The organism is Chelativorans sp. AA-79 (assembly GCF_029457495.1).
Lineage (GTDB): Bacteria > Pseudomonadota > Alphaproteobacteria > Rhizobiales > Rhizobiaceae > Chelativorans.
The window spans coordinates 1,653,046-1,670,002 of record NZ_CP120361.1 but is presented as its reverse complement, the minus strand read 5'-3'; the positions used below and the strand labels follow the sequence as shown (position 1 = coordinate 1,670,002).

Sequence of the window (16,957 nt, the reverse complement as noted above, 5' to 3'; positions counted from 1 at the left end):
TCCATTACTGGATGGAGCTTAGCTTGCGCCCCCCCTTGCGGCTAATATATAGTTTGCACCTTGATATAGCATAAAGGCTATTCATGCGCTCACTCGTCTCGCAGATATCCATCCACAAGCTGGAGGTGTTCTGCCTCGTCGTCGAACTCGGCAGCTTCTCGCGCGCTGCGGAGCGGCTTGGCATCGCGCAGCCGGTCGTGTCGGCCCATGTAAAGGCGCTTTCCGACAAGTTTGGCGCGCCATTGACCGGGCGCGCGGGGCGCAAGGTGACGCTTACGGAGGAAGGGCAACGCGTATACAACTGGGCGCGCGAGATGGTCAGTCGCACCCGCGAGATGGAACGCGAGATGGCGGAATTCCAGCGTGGCTTCGTCGGCAAGGCGACGGTTGGCGCCTCGATGACCATCGGTTCATACGTGCTGCCCGGATTGATATCGCATTTCCACACCATCTACCCGAAGGGCGAGATCTCGGTGCGCATCGCCACGCCCGGTTCGGTCACCGACGCGGTCCATATAGGCGACTGCGACTTCGCCTTCACCATTCTCGATCCCCGCCATGTGACGACAGGCCTAGAGATCGACAAGATCATGGACGAGCGGCTGATCCTCGTCGCGTCCGACAATTCCGGGATCGTCGGCGACAGCTTGGACAAGGCGGCACTCGCGGACGTGCCTTTCATCACCGCTCAGTCGGGCACGCCGCGGCGGGAGATTGAGGAGCACTGTCTGGCGGCCTATGGCGTGCAGCGCCACCATATCGCGATGGAGTTCGGCCACGCGGAATCGATCAAGCAGGCGGTGCGTGCCGGGGCGGGCGCGGCCTTTCTGTTCCGCTCGTCGGTGCGCGACGAACTCGCCTCGGGCAAGCTCCGGATCCTGTCCACGCCGGGAATGGAACTGCAGGTCCCGGTCTACCTCGTACGGCGCCGGGGCAAGCAGCTCTCGCATTTCCAGCTGTCCCTGATGGACGCGCTTTCACGCGGCCTCAACGATCAGGAGCCGGCGCGCAGCGCGTTGGCCATGGAAGGTGCGTAGCCCTTCGCGGTATCCACCTCCAGAACCGCCGTACCGCCATTCTTGACGACGGACAACGCCTCCTCCATGGCTGAAACGAGCGCGTCCGCCCCCTTGATCAGCCCCGGGCTCCAGGCGCCGAATCCGCGCGCCACCGAACTGACGTCGATGTCCGGCCCGTTCATGACGATGCCGACATGCTTGTTTTCCACCGGCCGGTCGCGATCCTTGGCGACCGTTTCCTGATGCACCTCGTCATTGTAAAAGGAGCGGTTGTTGAGGACGACGACGAGCAGCGGCACCTGCTTGTTGATACCGGTCCAGAGTGCCGAGGCGTTCATCAGAAAGTCGCCGTCGCCGAGAACCGCGAGCGGCAGCCGGTCGCTGCCCGTGTCGCGAAGCGCGAGTGCCGCGCCTACGGCCATGCCGGAACCCGAACCGATACCGCCGCCGCCATCGTAGCCAAGCGCGCCGAGCGGATGGTCGACCGGCCAGTCGGCGCCGGTCCAGCTCAAGGGACCGCGGATCAGGCAGGGCTGCGCTGCATCGAGCTTTGAACGGAGCAGAAGCGCAATGTCCTGCGGTGTCAGTGTCTCGCCTTCGGGAAGGGCGCCGAGCGGGGGCAGGCCTGGATTTGTGGCTTCCCTCGCCTCCAGCGCGTGAGCGAGCGCGTGGACCACCTGGTCGGGCTCGTTAAGAAAAGAGACGTCGGCCGGATAATGCGCACCGCCATCCTTCGACCAGCCGCGATGAGCAAAACTGTCGAGCGAGGCGGAAACGATCTTCGCGGGGACGGCGCGGTTCGGGAAGACCGAGCGCAACGTTCCGCCGAAATCCAGCCAGTCGAAATTGACGATGACATCGGCTTCGGCGAGCGCCGCCTTGGCGTCCGGATCCGGGAAATAGCCGGCGTGGCCGACAGTCAGCTTGTGGTTCGTCGGGAAGGTCGAGCCCGTCTTGAAGTCGGCGATCACGCGCGCGCCGAGATGTTCGGCGAGCGCAATGCGCCGGTTCCAGTCGTCCAGGTCGCGCGACATGCGCCCCATCATGAAGACGATATTCAAGCCCGCCTTGAGGATAGCGGCAGCCCGGTCCACCAGATCGGCGGCAGGGGCCGCCGCAGCGGGCGGTCCGCGCCGCGCGATATCCGGATCGGCGAGCGGCCGTGTTACTTTCTCTTCCTGAAGCGCAGCATCGATATTGATATAGACCGGCCCGCGCGGTGCGGTGGCGGCAATCGCGGTGCCCTGGATGAGTGCGTCCCGTGCAGCCGCGATGCTGCCCGGCTGGTCGTCCCACTTGATGAAGTCTCGCACCAGTGCGCCTTGGTCCTGCGCGGTGTGGATCCACTCGATCCACGGCCGGCGCCTGGCCGCGTCGACCGGTCCCGTCGCACCAATGACGACCATCGGAACACGGTCGCAGAAGGCGTTGAAGATACCCATCGAGCCGTGCATCAGCCCGACATTGGAGTGGAGCGCCACCGTCATTGGCCGGCCGGTGACCTTCGCCCAGCCATGGGCAATGGCAACGGCCGCTTCCTCATGGACGCAGAGCAGGATCTCCGGATCGTTGCCGGTGAAGTTGACCAAGCTGTCGTGGATGCCGCGATAGCTGGCGCCGGGATTGAGCGCGACATAGCGAAGATCGAGATCGCGCAGCGTCTGCGCGACCACATCGGATCCCCATTCGGGCGCCTGATTGTGCGTTTTGTCCGTCATGGTCGGCCCCCGTCACAGCATGATGTTAATGGTTTTGGTTTCAGTGTAGCTGTAGAGTTCCTCGCGGCCTTCCTCGCGGCCGACGCCGCTGGTCTTCATGCCACCGAAGGGCACGCCGAGAAAGTGCATGCTGGAGCCATTGATCCACAGGTGCCCGGAGCGCACCCTTCGCGCCATCTTCAGCGCATTCTTGATATCGTTGGTCCAGATCGCCGCCGTCAGGCCGTATTCGGTGGAATTGGCCATTTCCACCGCCTGGTCGAAATCCTTCCAGCGTCCGACCGCCAGCACCGGGCCGAAAACTTCGTTCTGCCAGAGCCTGAGCTCCGGTGTCACATCGGCATAGATCGTCGGCTGGACCCAGTAGCCCTTCTCGAACTCGGCACCTGCCGGCCGTCCGCCGCCGACAACGCGCCGTGCGCCGTCCTGATCGGCTGCCGCGCAATGCTCAAGGATACGCCGCATGTGGTTTTCGGAATTGACCGGGCCGACATCGGTGTCGTCGCTCAACGGATCTCCCAACCTAAGCGCAGCGACGCGGTCGGCGACCGCCTCGAGAACGCGGTCATGCACGTCCTCGTGCAGGAGCAGGCGGCTCAGCGAACCGCAGCTCTGGCCCTGCCAGGAGAAGTTCATGCCGGCGACCGCCGCTTCCGCCACCTTCTCCGGATCACAATCCGGGAAAACGATCATCGGGTTCTTGCCGCCGAGTTCGAGCGTGATGTTCTTCACCGTGACCTCGGCAGCCGCGCGCTGGATGGCGCGGCCGGTCGTCGGAGAGCCTATGAAGGCAATGCGCTTGACGCGCGGGTGGCGCACGATCGCGTCGCCGACATTCGGCCCATCGCCGGTCACGATATTGAAGACGCCCGGGGGTAGCGCATCGCGCGCGATCTCCGCGAGGATCATCGCCGAGAGCGGGGAGGTTTCCGGCGGCTTGACGATAACGGCATTGCCTGCGGCGAGCGCAGCCGCCGTGCGAGCCACCGCGAACATGACCGGGTGGTTGAAGGGCGCGATACGCGCGACCACGCCGTAGGGTTCGTGCAGCGTCATGTGGATGTGGTCGCGTGTTGCGGGAATGGTCTCGCCGCGCAGATCCGGCGCCAGCCCAGCATAGTAGCGCAGTGATTCCACTGCCGTCGGCACGTCAATCATGCGCATCGGCCGGATCGTGTTGCCGGTATCGGTGACCTCGACCTTCAGGATCTCGTCGGCGCGCGCGGCGATGGCATCGGCGAAGACGTTCATGATGCCGGCGCGCTCCATGGGCGTCCGCGCAGCCCAGCCCGGCCAGGCCGTTTCGGCAGCCACGACGGCACGCTCCACATCTTCGGCCGTCGCTGCGGGCACGCGCCCGATCGGCGCCTCGTTCGCCGGATTGACTGAGATTGACCACTCGCCGCTCGAGCTCTCGACGAGTTCGCCGCCGATCAGCATCCGTTCCGATTGGGTGATGCGCTCCATTGTCTCTCTCCCATGATGGCGGCCGAGCATTCTCGCGCCACCAACCTCTAGTCAAATATATGTTTTTGGCCTGCTATATAGTGCCGACGCTATACATCTGCCGGCCGTCAGCCCCGCGCGACCAGAAAACCATCGAAATAGGCGGCCAGCGCGTCAAAGGCGTCGAGCGGCAGGACCTGGGCGATGTACTGGTCTGGACGGACGACGACGAGGCAGCCGCGCTTTCGGTCGATGCGGCGCAGGTCGAAGATATCCCGGCCCCTTTTGAGGTCGCGACAAAACACCTTTTCATGGTCGATCAGGCCGTAGCGCCCCTTTTGCGGCAGGAGCAGCGGATGAAGCCTGTCGCGTTCCAGCTCACGGTGCCCGCTCTGGAAAACCGCGCGCAGGTCGATGACGGAATCGATGTCGGCGCCCTGTGGCGTATAGCGCAGGACCGGCGAGGCCGCATCATTCGCCAGATAGTCGCACAATTGCCGAATGGCTTCGCGTTCACCCGTCCCCTCGAATGCGAACAGCCGAAAGCGACCATCCGCATCGACGGTGTGGCCGAGTTCGACCGGCTTGGCATCCGCATAACGGATGACCGGCGCCGAGTGAAAGCGTGTACCGACGCCGAAGCCCTGCGCGAGATCCTGGTGCGTGGTGCTGCCGGTCAACAGAGACGGTGCGTAGCAGGTCGCCGTACCCGCCGTGAACCGGCCCTGCTTGACGAAGTAGCGCTGGAACTCGGCCGGGTCGATGCCCTCCTCGTCGCCCTCTTTGGTCTTCGGGCGGGCGCTGAACATCTTGGCAAATTCGCGGTCGAAATCGATAAGCTCCATGGCGACCGCCTGCCGCTCCTCCGAATAGGTGGCGAGGATACGCTCGTCGGCCAGCCCGTGGATAACGCTGGCAAGCTTCCAGCCGAGATTGAAGCTGTCCTGCATGGAGACATTCATGCCCTGGCCCGCTTTCGGGCTATGGGTGTGGCAGGCGTCCCCCGCGATGAACACCCGGGGCGGCTTGCCTGATCCTTCGACCGCGTCATCGAAACGATCGCACAGGCGCTGGCCGATCTCGTAGACCGACCACCAGGCGATCTCCTTCACGTCCAGCGTATAGGGATGGAGAATGCGTTGCGCGGCGGCGATCAGCTGTTCCGCCGTGATGTTGCGGCTCGTCACGCGCTCGTTCTCATTGAGCTTGTCGAGTTCGATATAGAGGCGAACGAGATAGCCGCCTTCGCGCGGGATGATCAGGACGCTGCCTTCATTGGCGGAGTGGATGGCGGCCTTGAAGCGGATATCGGGAAAGTCGGAGACCGCCAGAACGTCCATGACGCCCCAGGCCTGATTGGCCGAGTCGCCCTTCAGTGGCTTGCCGAGAGACTGGCGCACGGCGCTGCGCGCGCCGTCGCAGCCGACCACATAGCGGGCCTTCACCGATTCCACCGCATCCGTCTGGCTGTCGCCGAGCCGTGAGAGGCGAACGATGACGGGATGATCGCCAGCACTCTCGTCAACCGTGAGATCAAGGAACCGGCGGCCATAGGTCGGCTCAAGCCGTGACGGCGCGTTCCGCATGGTCTCCAGAAAGAAATCGTGGATGCGGGCCTGATTGAGGATGACATGGGGGAATTCCGACAAGCCGTCCTCGGTGTCCTGGATCCGGCCGCTCCGCGCGATATGCTCCGGGCGATCCGGATCAGGTTTCCAGAAGGTGGTCTCGTTCACCCAATAGGCCTCCTTCTCCACTTTCTCGGCGAAACCGAAAGCCTGGAACATCTCCATCGTGCGGCAGGCGATGCCGTCCGCCTGGCCGAGACGCAGCGGTCCCGTCTTCTGGTCGACGATCATGGTGCGGATGTCGGAGAAGGCGGCAAGCTGGGCGGCGAGCGTGAGACCGGCCGGTCCGCAGCCGACGATCAGCACGTCGACTTCGGTTCCGCCCCCGGCATTCCTGACCAGCGCGGATCGGTCAGCGGCTACCTTGACAGACGGATCCCCAGTGCGGAAACCATTGAGGTGAAATTGCATGAGATACCTGCCAATTGCTACGTTCTGTCGGAGAGTGGCGGCTGTCCTCCACCGCCTCGAAAGTGGATAGCGTCCGATCTCCTCTCGCCATCTCGAATATAATAAGTATGCTGATGATAAGCGTACGTGTCAAATGAGCTCTGGAAGGAGCCTTTCCGATGTCCGATCTCGCAGACATGCCCGGCCATATGATCCGGCGCTTTCAGCAGATTGCCGTCGCCGTCTTCCAGAGCGAACTCGGCGCGGTCGGCAGTGACCTGACGCCGGTGCAATATGCGGCGTTGCGGACGATCGATGAGCGTCCGGGGCTCGATCAGGCATCACTGGCGGCGTTGATCGCCTATGACCGCGCGACCATTGGGGGCGTGGTCGAGCGGTTGGTCTCCAAAGGCCTGATCGCCCGCGAAGTGAGCGCGAGGGATCGGCGCGCCCGCGTTCTCACGATCGCGCCGAAGGGACGCGACCTCCTCGATGCGGTCGAGCCGAGCGTGCAAAGGGCGCAGGCTGCGATGCTGGACGGGCTGGACGAAGCGGAAGCGGTGGAGTTCATGCGCCTATTACGTAAGGCGGTTGAGGCCGGCAACGAAAGCAGCCGCGCGCCTTTGCGTCGACCGGAAAGAGATTGATCGATAAGCGTTTGGGTTTCACTGATCAAAATGGTCGGACATGGAGGCGCGAAGCTGTTCTGCAGAATTGGCGATTGCAGATGTTCAACCTGTTGGATTGAAGTCGCGAACAGCCCAAACGCGACATTGGTCCTGAGTTCAACCAAACCTAAACTGCTACATACCAGATCAAAATGAGCGCCATGGTGTTTGACCATGTTGAGTTTTCAGCTCTCGAAATCAGCTTGTCTCCACGCTTCTCTCAATCGATCTTCCAACAGCGCCTGCTGATCTGCACCGGCTCGTCCAAAGGTTTGGAACGTCCGCAATGCCGGAGTTCGACGGCCTTGCGGCTGACTCACACTTCGTGCCCAAATTCGACATTGCCGTCCGCTGTCATTGTCCTTGCCCGTGCTGCCACCTGTGGCTCATGATGATCGCACCGGTCGCAGAGGCAGAGATTGAGCGTGAAAGCCATCGCCACTGCGCTCTCCTCTTGGCAGCGGCTCCGTTGTGGCCGCCGCCGGGCTCATCGTCCTGATGATCATCCGCCCGCCCGAAGGAGACAGCTTCGTCCTGTCTGTCTGGCCGCGATTGGGCGCCGCGGACTGGAGCATCGCCTTTCTCCTCGGGGGCCTCCTGGCGATCATCGCAACGGCAGTCGCCTTGGCCTACCGTCTCGCGCCCACCCCTGTCGTCGGTGTCTTCGATTCTGCTTACCTGGGCTTCGCGGCGTTCTGGAGCGCCCCGGAACAGGCAGCCATCCGGGAGCATCACTTCCTTGGTTCCCGAATATGGGATAGCCGCACCCCCCCCGAATTCCGAGAGAGTCACGCGTTCCCTTGGCAAATGCGGGCAGGGGATTTGGGCCTGCCTGACGTCCGGTCCTGAGTTTGTTCAGGTTTGCCCGGCAGATGAAACGATTGGCAAGACCGCGCCGGTTATGCTCCGTCGGTGCCTTCGTCCTAGTTTGCCGCCGCTTGCTTGATGATTTCAGCCACCTTGTCGGGATGTGAAATCATCACGACATGGGAGGCGCCATCGACGGCAACCGTTCCCTTCGACTGTGCTCGCTCGGTCATCCAGCCAAGGCTTGGGCAGGAATATTCTTGTCTGCCTCGCCATAGACGAACCAAGACGGTAGAGCTTTCCAGGCCGGCTCCCCTGCACTTTCGGTCAGTGCCGCTTCGCCCACAGATAACGCCTTCATTGAAGCATTCAATCCATGGCTGCAGGTGGAATGTTTGGACGCTCGGCCTATTTGGTCTTCTTGGCCGCTTCGTCATAGGCCTCGGCGAAATAGGCGAGGAAGATATCCAGGATACCGTTGTCGCTTGCAGCCTTCTCTTCCCATTTCTCGACGAAAAGGTCCCAGCTTCGGCTCTTCCTGGATGCGAACGCCGAGGCGCCGGCCTTGGACTCGATGGCATCGGGCGAGAATTCCTCGAGCAGCCGGGCGAGCGCCTTCTGCATCGCGGAATAGGTGGCAAGCTCGTGCCGCTTCAGATCGGCGAACGAATCTTCGACCGTCTCCCTCGCCCCCATATAGCCGGAGCGGTTGCGCCGGAACATGATCTCCATCGCTTCGGCCGCGGCGGGCACGAACTTCAACGGATTGTTGTCGGCGGCGCCGATCATCGTGCGGCTGGAACTTCTGGTCATCGACTTGGCCGCCGCCCTCGCCTTCAAAAGCTGCGTCAGGTTTTCGATGGAGGCTCGCAGCACCTCCCCGATCTCCTGTGCGACCTCCTGCGGATCGCGACCGGCAAACACGTCCGGCGGCACGCCGGCGCCTCTGGCGACGGCTTCAAGCAGTGCGTTCGGTGTTGCGCCGGAAGGAGGCGGATGCCGCGGCGGCGCCCCGGAGGGCGTGGGCGTAACAGGGGTGGGCTGCACCCCCGCCGGGAAGGGAGCAGCGGGCACAGCACGTGCACCGACAAACCCCTCTCTGGCAAGCCCCGGACCGAAGGGCGATTCAGAGCCGGTGCCCACCGAGCCCGGTGACGGCGAAGCGAAGGGCGGTTCCCCGTTGTGGCGTTCAGGTTGCGGCGCAAACTCGCGGACATTGGGGAGGTCCAGAAATTGATCGGGGAGATCGGCCGTGCGCCGGCGCGCCGGATCGGTCATGAAATCGCGCCTGTCGGCGGGCGGCGGCACGGCACCCCCGATATCCCATACGTCGTCGCCTGTTGAGGCAAAGCTCGCCGGCGTCTCCGGAACAGCAGCGGGTTCAGGCTGCTCGCCCTCCCCTTCGTTCAGCTCGACCCGGACAATGTAATGGCCGATCATGAGCCGGTCGCCGTGGCAAAGGCGGTAAGGGCTCTTCACGCGGCTCGACGAACCGTTGAGATACGTTCCGTTGCGGGAAATATCGTATAGCCAGTAGGCGCCGTTTTCATAGCGGAACTCGCAATGACGACCGGAAATGTAGCGCTGGGGATCAGGGAGCGTCCAGTCCAGATGGTGCTCGCGGCCGATCTCGAACCCATGCTCGTGGGCCTGATACCGGATGGGACCGCCATCCGGCAATGCATCCAGATTATCGATCGTGAGGGTGATCGTCATGGCTCGCAACCGCTGGCCTTACCGAGGGCCCTCGGCATCTCACTGCCAAGGAAGGCAAGATTAGCGGCATCTCCGCCGCTCCTGCAACCCACTTGGTTTCGATGGATAGAGGCGCCTCTCGACATCATCAAGCCTGGGCGAGACCGAGGCCCATGTCGACGAACTGCCGCAGTACGGAGGCTCTTCGGGCAAGCGGCACACGTGCAAGCGCGGCCAGGATGCCGGTATTGATAGCGCGGGCGGTGAGATGCGGCGGCGGTGTGACAGGCGCGAGTCCGCGCGGGGCGACGCTGCCGCCGCTCCAGCCCGCAGCAAGGGCGATCCACACACCCGGCGTCTTTACGCCGGCCGCCATGCCGGCATCGAGTGCTGCATATCGCCGCTCCTCCTCCGGCTCCCGGATCCATTCCTCCGCCAGCGTGAGCATCTGCAAATCCTGCTCGTCCAAGATGTTTCCGATATGCGTGAGGCATTGATGTCCCCACCAGACGGCGACCCGGCGCGGCAGCAGATAGGCGCAGAACGTGACGGCTTCCTCAGGTATCTTTCCATCGAGCAGCGCGCGGCAGAATTCGATCGAAGGCAGATCGGACGGGGCCGATCTCATATCCTCGCCGGCAGTGGCGTAAGCGTTGAACAGTTCCTTCGCTGTTCTGAACCGAAGCCGGTTTTGCATGGGAATGCCCCGCGTGCGGATGAACGTGAATACCGTCAGTTGACGTTGACGATCAGGCCCCTGATCTCCATCGGCCCGCTGGCCTTGTGGCTGGCCGTGGCGTCCGACTTCGTCTCCAGATGTCCTGTCGCATGTCCGGTGACGTTCATGGATTTCAGGGTGATCGACGTGCTGTCGATGACAATGGTGCTGCCGCCGACCTTCAAGGTTATCTGGCTGCCGGCCTCGATCATGATATTGTTGCCGACCGTCAGGGTGTCGTTGTGGCCGATCGTGGTCGTCCTGTCGTTGCCGATCGTGCGGCGCTCATCGTTCTCGATCGTTGATTCCAAATCCCTCTGCGCGTGCAGCCGAACGAGTTCGTCGCCCGCGGTGTCGTCCATGATGAACTCGTTGTAGCCGCCCCCGCCCGGCGTGGAATTGGACTTCCAGCCGGATATGTTTTCCTCGCCCGGCAGGTAGGGAGGGGTGTTCGTGCCGTTGTAGACACAGCCTATGACGATCGGATGGTCGGGATCGCCTTCTAGGAAGTCGACGATCACCTCCATTCCCACGCGGGGCGTGAAGAGGCCGCCCCACTGCTCGGATGCCCATACCTGCGCCACCCGTGCCCGCATCGACTGGTCGTTGTTCCTGTCCCAGAAAAACCGGACCGTTACCCGCCCGAACTCGTCGCAGTCGATCTCGCCGCTGCCGACCACCAGCGCCGTCTGCGGTCCGCGGAGATAAGGCTTGGGCGTGACGGGTTCGGGAGCATAAGGCCGTGTGGCGTCGATAAATTCGTACCTGCCGTCGTAAGCAGGCTCATCCGCCGTTGCACTGACCGAGCGGTAGGCTTCGGTGCGAAAGGCGTGCACGCAACGGAGAGCAAGATATTTCTTGTTATGGACCCCGTTGGGATGGTTCGTGAGCGTGACGAGTTGACCGGGCGTACAGCTCACGCAATCGCCGGCCGCGTGGAAATGGCCGTCTGCGGCGCGGATGCCTTCGAGGCGCCATCTGGCATAATCCTGGCCATTGGATTCCACCTTGTATTTCCCGGGGTAGTCATACTCTTCCAAATGCGCATTCCGATGCTGTGCATCGCCCGTGCGCTCCGAGCGGAGATTGGCGGAGGGCCGTTTGAAGTCATAATCGTTCAGCGTCACGCGGCCGGTGGTGAACCTGCGCTCAGGCGCCCAGTGGTGGAAGTGCTCCGACTCCCGCTGATGGCGCTTCACGATGCCGATAAAGGGCCGCGTGTCGCCAGCTATGGGGTCATAGGCACGGGCACCGTCCCCCAGGACGAGGGTGTGCTTTCCTTCCTCGTGGCGAAAATGGAAATTGATCCCGTGCTGCTCCATCAGGCGTCGCGCGAATGCGAGGTCGCTCTCCCGGTATTGCACGCAATATTCGAGTGTCGGGTAGGACCGGGATAAAAGAGCCTCGAAGCGCGCGAGGCCGGAATGCTTTCCGAATATCTGCTGGATGATCTCGGGCGCCGACTGGTTATGGAAAATGAGCGAGTTCCTGGTCTTCGACAGGAGCCACAGCCAGGGCCGCAATGTGAGATCGTAAACGAGTCCCTCAGTCGTTTCCTCGACCAGGACGACCTCGGTCAGGATGCCATCGAAATAACGTGTTCCGCCGTCGACGGTCTTCAGAGCCAATGAGCAGTTCCCGCCGATGGCCTGCCCGAAATCGATCGTTTGATCGGTGGTGATGGCTTCGATGTGATACTCGAAGAGTTCGTTCATCCCTTCGATGCCGTCGAAGCGCCTCAAAACCAGCTTGTCCGTTCCAAGTGGAGTTTTGAAATTTCCTACGCGCGATTCCTGGGTATAGGGGCTCATTGGAAACTCCATTATTTCGCTTCGTCAGGCGGCGACTGAGAGCAGATAATATTGCGGCGCCGATCTCGGGCAGACAAGCTGGAAGACGGGCTTTCCGTGAACGACTGCGTGGCCGTTTCTCTTTGGCGGCAAAGAATTCCCCCAAAATCCTGCTGCGGATGCACAGGCATCATCGCTTCGTCAGAAAATGAACGAAGACCATGATCTTCTTGACAGCTATTTTTACGAGACATACGGTGCAAAAGCCAGTTCTATTCTCGGCTTTCCGGGAGGGGTGTCATGCGCGAGATAGTTTTCGCATCAGCGGTGGCTGCCGTTGTAGTGTTTTCCCCTGCCTCTTTCGCGCAGGAGAAACAAAGCGCCGAAGATATCGTCCGCTTCTTTTCGCATGCGATCGATCTGGGTGCCCAGCGCGGCATTTGTGTGGGAACGGAGCAGGAATGCGCCGAGCGGCGGCAGCAGCAGAACGCGGAGCTTCCGACCGGACTCGACATGCTCGTCAATTTCGATCTCGATTCGGCGGAACTGACATCCGATGCGAGGGCGAAGCTCACTGAGTTCGCTGCAGCGCTGAAGGACAACCGGCTGCAGGCCCACAGCTTTGTCGTGGAAGGGCATACGGACGCACGGGGCTCGGAACTCTATAATGAAGGCCTCTCGGAGCGTCGGGCACGGGCGGTCGCCGCCTTCCTTATCGCGAACGGCGTTGAAGCTTCACGGCTCGAGGCGCTCGGGAAGGGGATGAGCGCACCGCGCGTGAATGATCCGTACGATCCGGTGAACCGTAGGGTCGAGATGCGGATCAGCATGCAGTGAGGATAGTTCAGGAATAAGATCCCAAGGCGTCCGATGAGCGGGCGCCTTTTTCATCTGCGGGCTTGCCGATGCGCTATGATCACCTGTTGCAGCCGATCTCGGAAGACGAGCCCTGCGGTCCGGACCTCGATGAAGTGGGGGACGGCGACTACCTCAACTATGTCCTTACAGCCGCCGACCGGCTGCCCGTGCGCTTCTATGACAGGGACACCGGCGCGCCGTTCGACCGCTCCTCCATTGATCTCAGGGCGGAGACGGGCGCCATCTCTGCCCTTCTCGAACGCTCGCGGGATCTGCGATTGCTGGCACTGGAATCCCGCTTCCAATGCCTGGCCGGGCAGGCGGTGGGCTTCTCGGAATGCCTCCAGGCGATGGCCGCGCTCCTCGACCGGTATTGGGACGACGTTCATCCGAAGCCGTTCGACGGCGACTATACGCTGCGGCAGAACACATTGTCCGCACTTGACGACCGCGCCTCCATAATTCTTCCGCTGGAGCACGCGCCGCTCGCCAGCGACCGACGCGTAGGCCAGATCTCGCTGCGGGACTATCGTGTGGCGGCCGGCCAGGCGGAGGCGCGCGCGGAAGGCACCGCCGTCGATATGGGCACGGTCCTTGACGCGCTGCGCCAGGAAAGCTCCCGCGGCACAGCAGAAGCGACGCACGCCTCTCTCACGGCGGCGGAAGCGGCTCTCGCCTCGATCCGGGCCAAATTCCAGGGCGCGGCCGGATACGAACATGCGCCGAGCTTCGAAGGCCTTCAGGCTGTCCTGCAGCAGATGCGCGAATTCATCGAGACCGCCCTGCCCTACCTCGCGGGCGATACCGCCCGGTTACATGCGGGGGAGAAGGAGGAGGAAGCGGCCGGGGCGAATTCCGCCGTCACGCCTGCAGAGCAGTCCGGAGCGGACAATGCAGCCGGCGCGACGGTCATCAGCCATGCGGCTGCCACCGCGGCCCTGCTCGCCGCTGAGCACTATTTCGTCCGCAACGAACCGTCCTCCCCCGCGCTGGTCCTCGTTCATCAGGCGCGCGCCCTGGTTGGCCAGCCGTTGGTGACGGCGCTGGAGGCACTTCTTCCGGAAAGCGTCGACCAGGCAGTCATCAGCGTCGACGGCCGCACCGGGCTGCAGCTGACGATGCCGAGGATACGGCACATCACGGAGACGGTAGCCGCCGGCGGATATGGTTCGCAGGATGATGCCACCGAGGCTGAGTACAGCGCCGTCACCAGGCAGGAAGCGGACATCCTGATCCAGGGCGTGGAGGCATTCTTCCGCCGCACCGAGCCGTCGAGCCCCATCCCCATGCTGCTGGCCAAGGCGAGGACCTTCATGAACAGGGACTTCGCCGGAATACTTGCAGAGATGATGAAAAGCGAAAGCAGGTAGTCTAAATCTAGACTTTGGCGTCCAAGCATTTTGGTTGACAAGGCTTACAAGCGGGTATTCAATCCAAAACATTGGAGGGGGTTTCCATGGCATCGTCGGATAGTGGCCAGAAATTCATCAAGCGGAATAGGCCTCCGCGTGTACAGATTTCATATGAAGATCCGTACAATGCTGAAAAGCAGGTGGAGCTTCCGTTCGTTATGGGTGTTCTTGCCGATCTTTCGGGCAATTCCTCGAAAGTTGAAAAGCCACCGATGGCTCAACGCAAGTTCACCAATGTCGATATGGACAATTTCGACGCGTATATGGAGAGTGTCGGGCCCAGCGTTACTTTCCGAGTGCGCAACAAGCTCGGCGACGGCGACGAGCAGATGGGCGTCAACCTGACCTTCAAGAAGATGGACGATTTCAGTCCGGGCGCCATCGCCCGGCAGGTGCCGGAGCTCAGAGCATTGCTTGAAGCTCGAGAGCAGCTTGCCAACCTGCAACGTTACATGGACGGCAAGGTCGCGGCGGAGGATCAGCTGCGCAAGCTTCTATCCAGCCCCGAACTGATGCAGGCGCTCAAGCAAAGACGTCAGGAGGCAATCGCTGCGCGGACGGAGGCGGACGGCGCTTCGGAAGCCTAGCGCGCAGCAAGGCCACTGATTTTCCGACGGTCAACCCGGCGAGAGGGTGAAGGTGTGAGCGAGCTGAAGCAAGAGCAGGCGGTCCCTGGCGCAACCCTCGACCAGGGTGCAGACGAATTTTCCGAACTCCTGAAGCAGAGCTTCAAGCCGCGCAGCGAGCGCGCAGCGACGGAGGTCGAGAATGCCGTAAACACGCTCGTCCAGCAGGCTCTGGCGGATTCCAGCCTGATCAAGGACGATGTGCTGGACACGCTGGACGAGATGATCGCGCGGCTGGATGAAAAGCTTTCCGCGCAGATGAACGAGGTACTCCACGCGCCGGAGTTCCAGCAGCTCGAAAGCGCCTGGAGGGGGCTCCACTATCTCGTCTACAATTCCGAAACGGACTCGACGCTGAAGCTGCGGGTCGTGAACGCGACGAAGATGGAGCTCTATCGCGACCTGCGGCTCTATCCCGATGCGAAGTGGGATCAAAGCCCCCTTTTCAAATCGCTGTACGAGGCCGAGTTCGGCCAGTTGGGCGGCGAGCCGTACGGCTGTCTGGTCGGCGACTATCATTTCGACCATTCGGCTGTCGATGTCAGCCTTCTGCGCAATCTCGGCAAGATCGCCGCGGCGGCGCATTGCCCGTTCATCACCGGCGCCGCCTCCACCCTTCTCGGCATGGATAGCTGGACCGAACTCACCAATCCGCGCGACATCGGCAAGATCTTCGATACTCCGGATTATGCAGCCTGGAAGTCGCTGCGAGACTCGGAGAACTCGCGCTACATCGGACTGTGCATGCCGCGGGTGCTGGCACGCGAACCCTATGGCGCCAAGTCGCTGCCCGTTGAGGAATTCGCCTTCGAGGAGGAAACCGATGGCCACAAGGGCGAGAAATATGCCTGGATGAACGCCGCCTACGCCATGGCGGCCAATATCAACCGCGCCTACAAGGAGTATGGCTGGACGGTGCGCATCCGCGGCGTGCAGTCCGGCGGCGAGGTCATCAACCTGCCAACCCACACCTTCCCGACAGATGACGGCAGCGTTGATCTCAAATGCCCGACCGAGATCGCCATCAGCGACCGGCGCGAGGCGGAGCTTTCGAAATCAGGACTTCTGCCGCTGATTCATCGCAAGAACACCGACAAGGCCGCCTTCATCGGCGCGCAATCGCTCTACCGTCCGAAGAAATTCGACAAGGAAGAGGCGACCGCGGCCGACAATCTCTCCTCACGCCTGCCCTACATGTTCGCGGTGTCGCGCTTCGCCCACTATTTGAAGTGCATGGTCCGTGACAAGATCGGCGAGACCAAGGAACGTGAAGAGTTGCAGCGTTGGCTGCAGGAGTGGATCACACTTTATGTCGACGGTGACCCGAAACACTCGACGGAGGCCGTGAAGGCAGCAAAGCCGCTTGCCGACGCAAAGGTCGATGTGTTCGAGGATGAGGAGAACCCCGGCTATTACTCGGCACGCTTCTATCTCAGACCTCATTTCCAATTGGAGGGAATGGATATCGGAATGAGCTTGGTATCCAGGCTGCCAGCCGCAAACTCCTAGAGGCTGTCAGGAACCTGGAGTGCGGCGCAGCTTGCATCCGAGGTCGCCAGCAATCTCTAGCGTCGGCCCCGATGGGTCGACCGGGACTATCATTGCATCGGAATGTCGTTACGCAACCGAATGGGGGAAATGGCCATGGCCGGCGATATGTTCCTGAAATTAAAGACTATTGACGGGGAATCGAAAGACGAGAAACATCAAAACGAAATCGATGTCGAGAGCTTCTCGTGGGGCGTTTCCCAGCCGGGTACGTTCGGTACAGGCGGCGGGGGCGGAGCTGGAAAGGCGAATTTCTCCGATTTCAGTATCGCCAAATTTGTCGACAAGTCATCTCATCGCCTGCTTATTGCTTGTGCCACGGGTGAGCATATCGGCGACGGCACTTTCTTCATAAGGAAAGCGGGCGGCAAGCAGGAAGAATACGTGAAGTACACCTTCACCGATCTCCTGGTCAGCAGCTATCAGCTCAGCGGATCTGGGGAGCGCCCCATGGAGAGCATCTCCCTGAACTTCGCAAAGGTGAAGATGGAATACGCCGAGCAGAAAGCGGATGGCTCGATGGCTGCCTTCGCGCAGGTTGAGTACGATCTGAAGGCGAACAAGAAGGTCTGATGCTCTCGATCCGATAAGATAAGGCTGCCGGCCACCTGGGTACCAGGCAGCGAACTTGCGC

The 16,957-nt window shown here is 61.9% G+C and carries 13 protein-coding genes and 1 pseudogene; 7 read left to right on the top strand and 7 right to left on the bottom strand.

The genetic code is table 11. The features are described 5' to 3' along the window. Positions 1-83: 83 nt before the first annotated feature. A complete protein-coding gene (locus PVE73_RS08110) occupies positions 84-1,037 on the top strand; it encodes a LysR family transcriptional regulator (protein ID WP_277366449.1) in 954 nt (317 codons plus the stop codon). Here PVE73_RS08110 and PVE73_RS08105 read toward each other — a convergent pair. The 3 genes from PVE73_RS08105 to PVE73_RS08095 form a co-directional block, all read right to left on the bottom strand. Further along, positions 995-2,737 (bottom strand): thiamine pyrophosphate-binding protein, encoded by a 1,743-nt coding sequence (locus tag PVE73_RS08105; protein ID WP_277366448.1) that lies wholly within the window; start codon positions 2,735-2,737, stop codon positions 995-997. The genes PVE73_RS08110 and PVE73_RS08105 overlap by 43 nt on opposite strands. A gap of 12 nt (positions 2,738-2,749) precedes the next feature. Then, complete coding sequence (locus PVE73_RS08100) at positions 2,750-4,204, bottom strand: aldehyde dehydrogenase family protein (protein WP_277366447.1); 1,455 nt, start codon at positions 4,202-4,204, stop codon at positions 2,750-2,752. Positions 4,205-4,311: 107 nt separating this feature from the next. Next, positions 4,312-6,222: an FAD-binding monooxygenase gene (locus PVE73_RS08095; RefSeq protein WP_277366446.1), complete on the bottom strand. Its 1,911-nt coding sequence runs from the start codon at positions 6,220-6,222 to the stop codon at positions 4,312-4,314. Between the two features lie 158 nt (positions 6,223-6,380). On the opposite strand from PVE73_RS08095, the gene PVE73_RS08090 reads away from it, so the two are divergent. Continuing rightward, positions 6,381-6,848 (top strand): MarR family transcriptional regulator, encoded by a 468-nt coding sequence (locus tag PVE73_RS08090; RefSeq protein ID WP_277366445.1) that lies wholly within the window; start codon positions 6,381-6,383, stop codon positions 6,846-6,848. A 944-nt stretch (positions 6,849-7,792) separates the two neighbouring features. On the opposite strand, the pseudogene PVE73_RS08085 reads toward PVE73_RS08090, so the two are convergent. The 4 genes and pseudogenes from PVE73_RS08085 to tssI all read right to left on the bottom strand — a co-directional run. After that, a pseudogene (locus PVE73_RS08085) lies at positions 7,793-8,022 on the bottom strand (alpha/beta hydrolase); the annotation flags it as partial. A gap of 62 nt (positions 8,023-8,084) precedes the next feature. Next, a complete protein-coding gene (tagH, locus tag PVE73_RS08080) occupies positions 8,085-9,392 on the bottom strand; it encodes a type VI secretion system-associated FHA domain protein TagH (RefSeq protein WP_277366444.1) in 1,308 nt (435 codons plus the stop codon). 127 nt (positions 9,393-9,519) lie between these two features. Beyond that, positions 9,520-10,068 (bottom strand): hypothetical protein, encoded by a 549-nt coding sequence (locus PVE73_RS08075; protein ID WP_277366443.1) that lies wholly within the window; start codon positions 10,066-10,068, stop codon positions 9,520-9,522. 35 nt (positions 10,069-10,103) lie between these two features. Beyond that, complete coding sequence (tssI, locus tag PVE73_RS08070) at positions 10,104-11,900, bottom strand: type VI secretion system tip protein TssI/VgrG (RefSeq protein ID WP_277366442.1); 1,797 nt, start codon at positions 11,898-11,900, stop codon at positions 10,104-10,106. Between the two features lie 279 nt (positions 11,901-12,179). On the opposite strand from tssI, the gene PVE73_RS08065 reads away from it, so the two are divergent. The 5 genes from PVE73_RS08065 to PVE73_RS08045 all read left to right on the top strand — a co-directional run bounded on the left by PVE73_RS08065 (position 12,180) and on the right by PVE73_RS08045 (position 16,896). Next, complete coding sequence (locus tag PVE73_RS08065; protein WP_277366441.1) at positions 12,180-12,716, top strand: OmpA family protein; 537 nt, start codon at positions 12,180-12,182, stop codon at positions 12,714-12,716. 68 nt (positions 12,717-12,784) lie between these two features. Next, positions 12,785-14,107, top strand: coding sequence for a type VI secretion system ImpA family N-terminal domain-containing protein (locus PVE73_RS08060; RefSeq protein ID WP_277366440.1), 1,323 nt, complete (start codon positions 12,785-12,787; stop codon positions 14,105-14,107). A gap of 86 nt (positions 14,108-14,193) precedes the next feature. Next, complete coding sequence (gene tssB, locus PVE73_RS08055; RefSeq protein ID WP_277366439.1) at positions 14,194-14,736, top strand: type VI secretion system contractile sheath small subunit; 543 nt, start codon at positions 14,194-14,196, stop codon at positions 14,734-14,736. A gap of 54 nt (positions 14,737-14,790) precedes the next feature. After that, positions 14,791-16,284 (top strand): type VI secretion system contractile sheath large subunit, encoded by a 1,494-nt coding sequence (gene tssC, locus PVE73_RS08050; protein WP_277366438.1) that lies wholly within the window; start codon positions 14,791-14,793, stop codon positions 16,282-16,284. A 135-nt stretch (positions 16,285-16,419) separates the two neighbouring features. Beyond that, on the top strand, positions 16,420-16,896 hold the full coding sequence (locus tag PVE73_RS08045) for a type VI secretion system tube protein Hcp (RefSeq protein ID WP_277366437.1): 477 nt from the start codon (positions 16,420-16,422) through the stop codon (positions 16,894-16,896). Positions 16,897-16,957 lie beyond the last annotated feature (61 nt).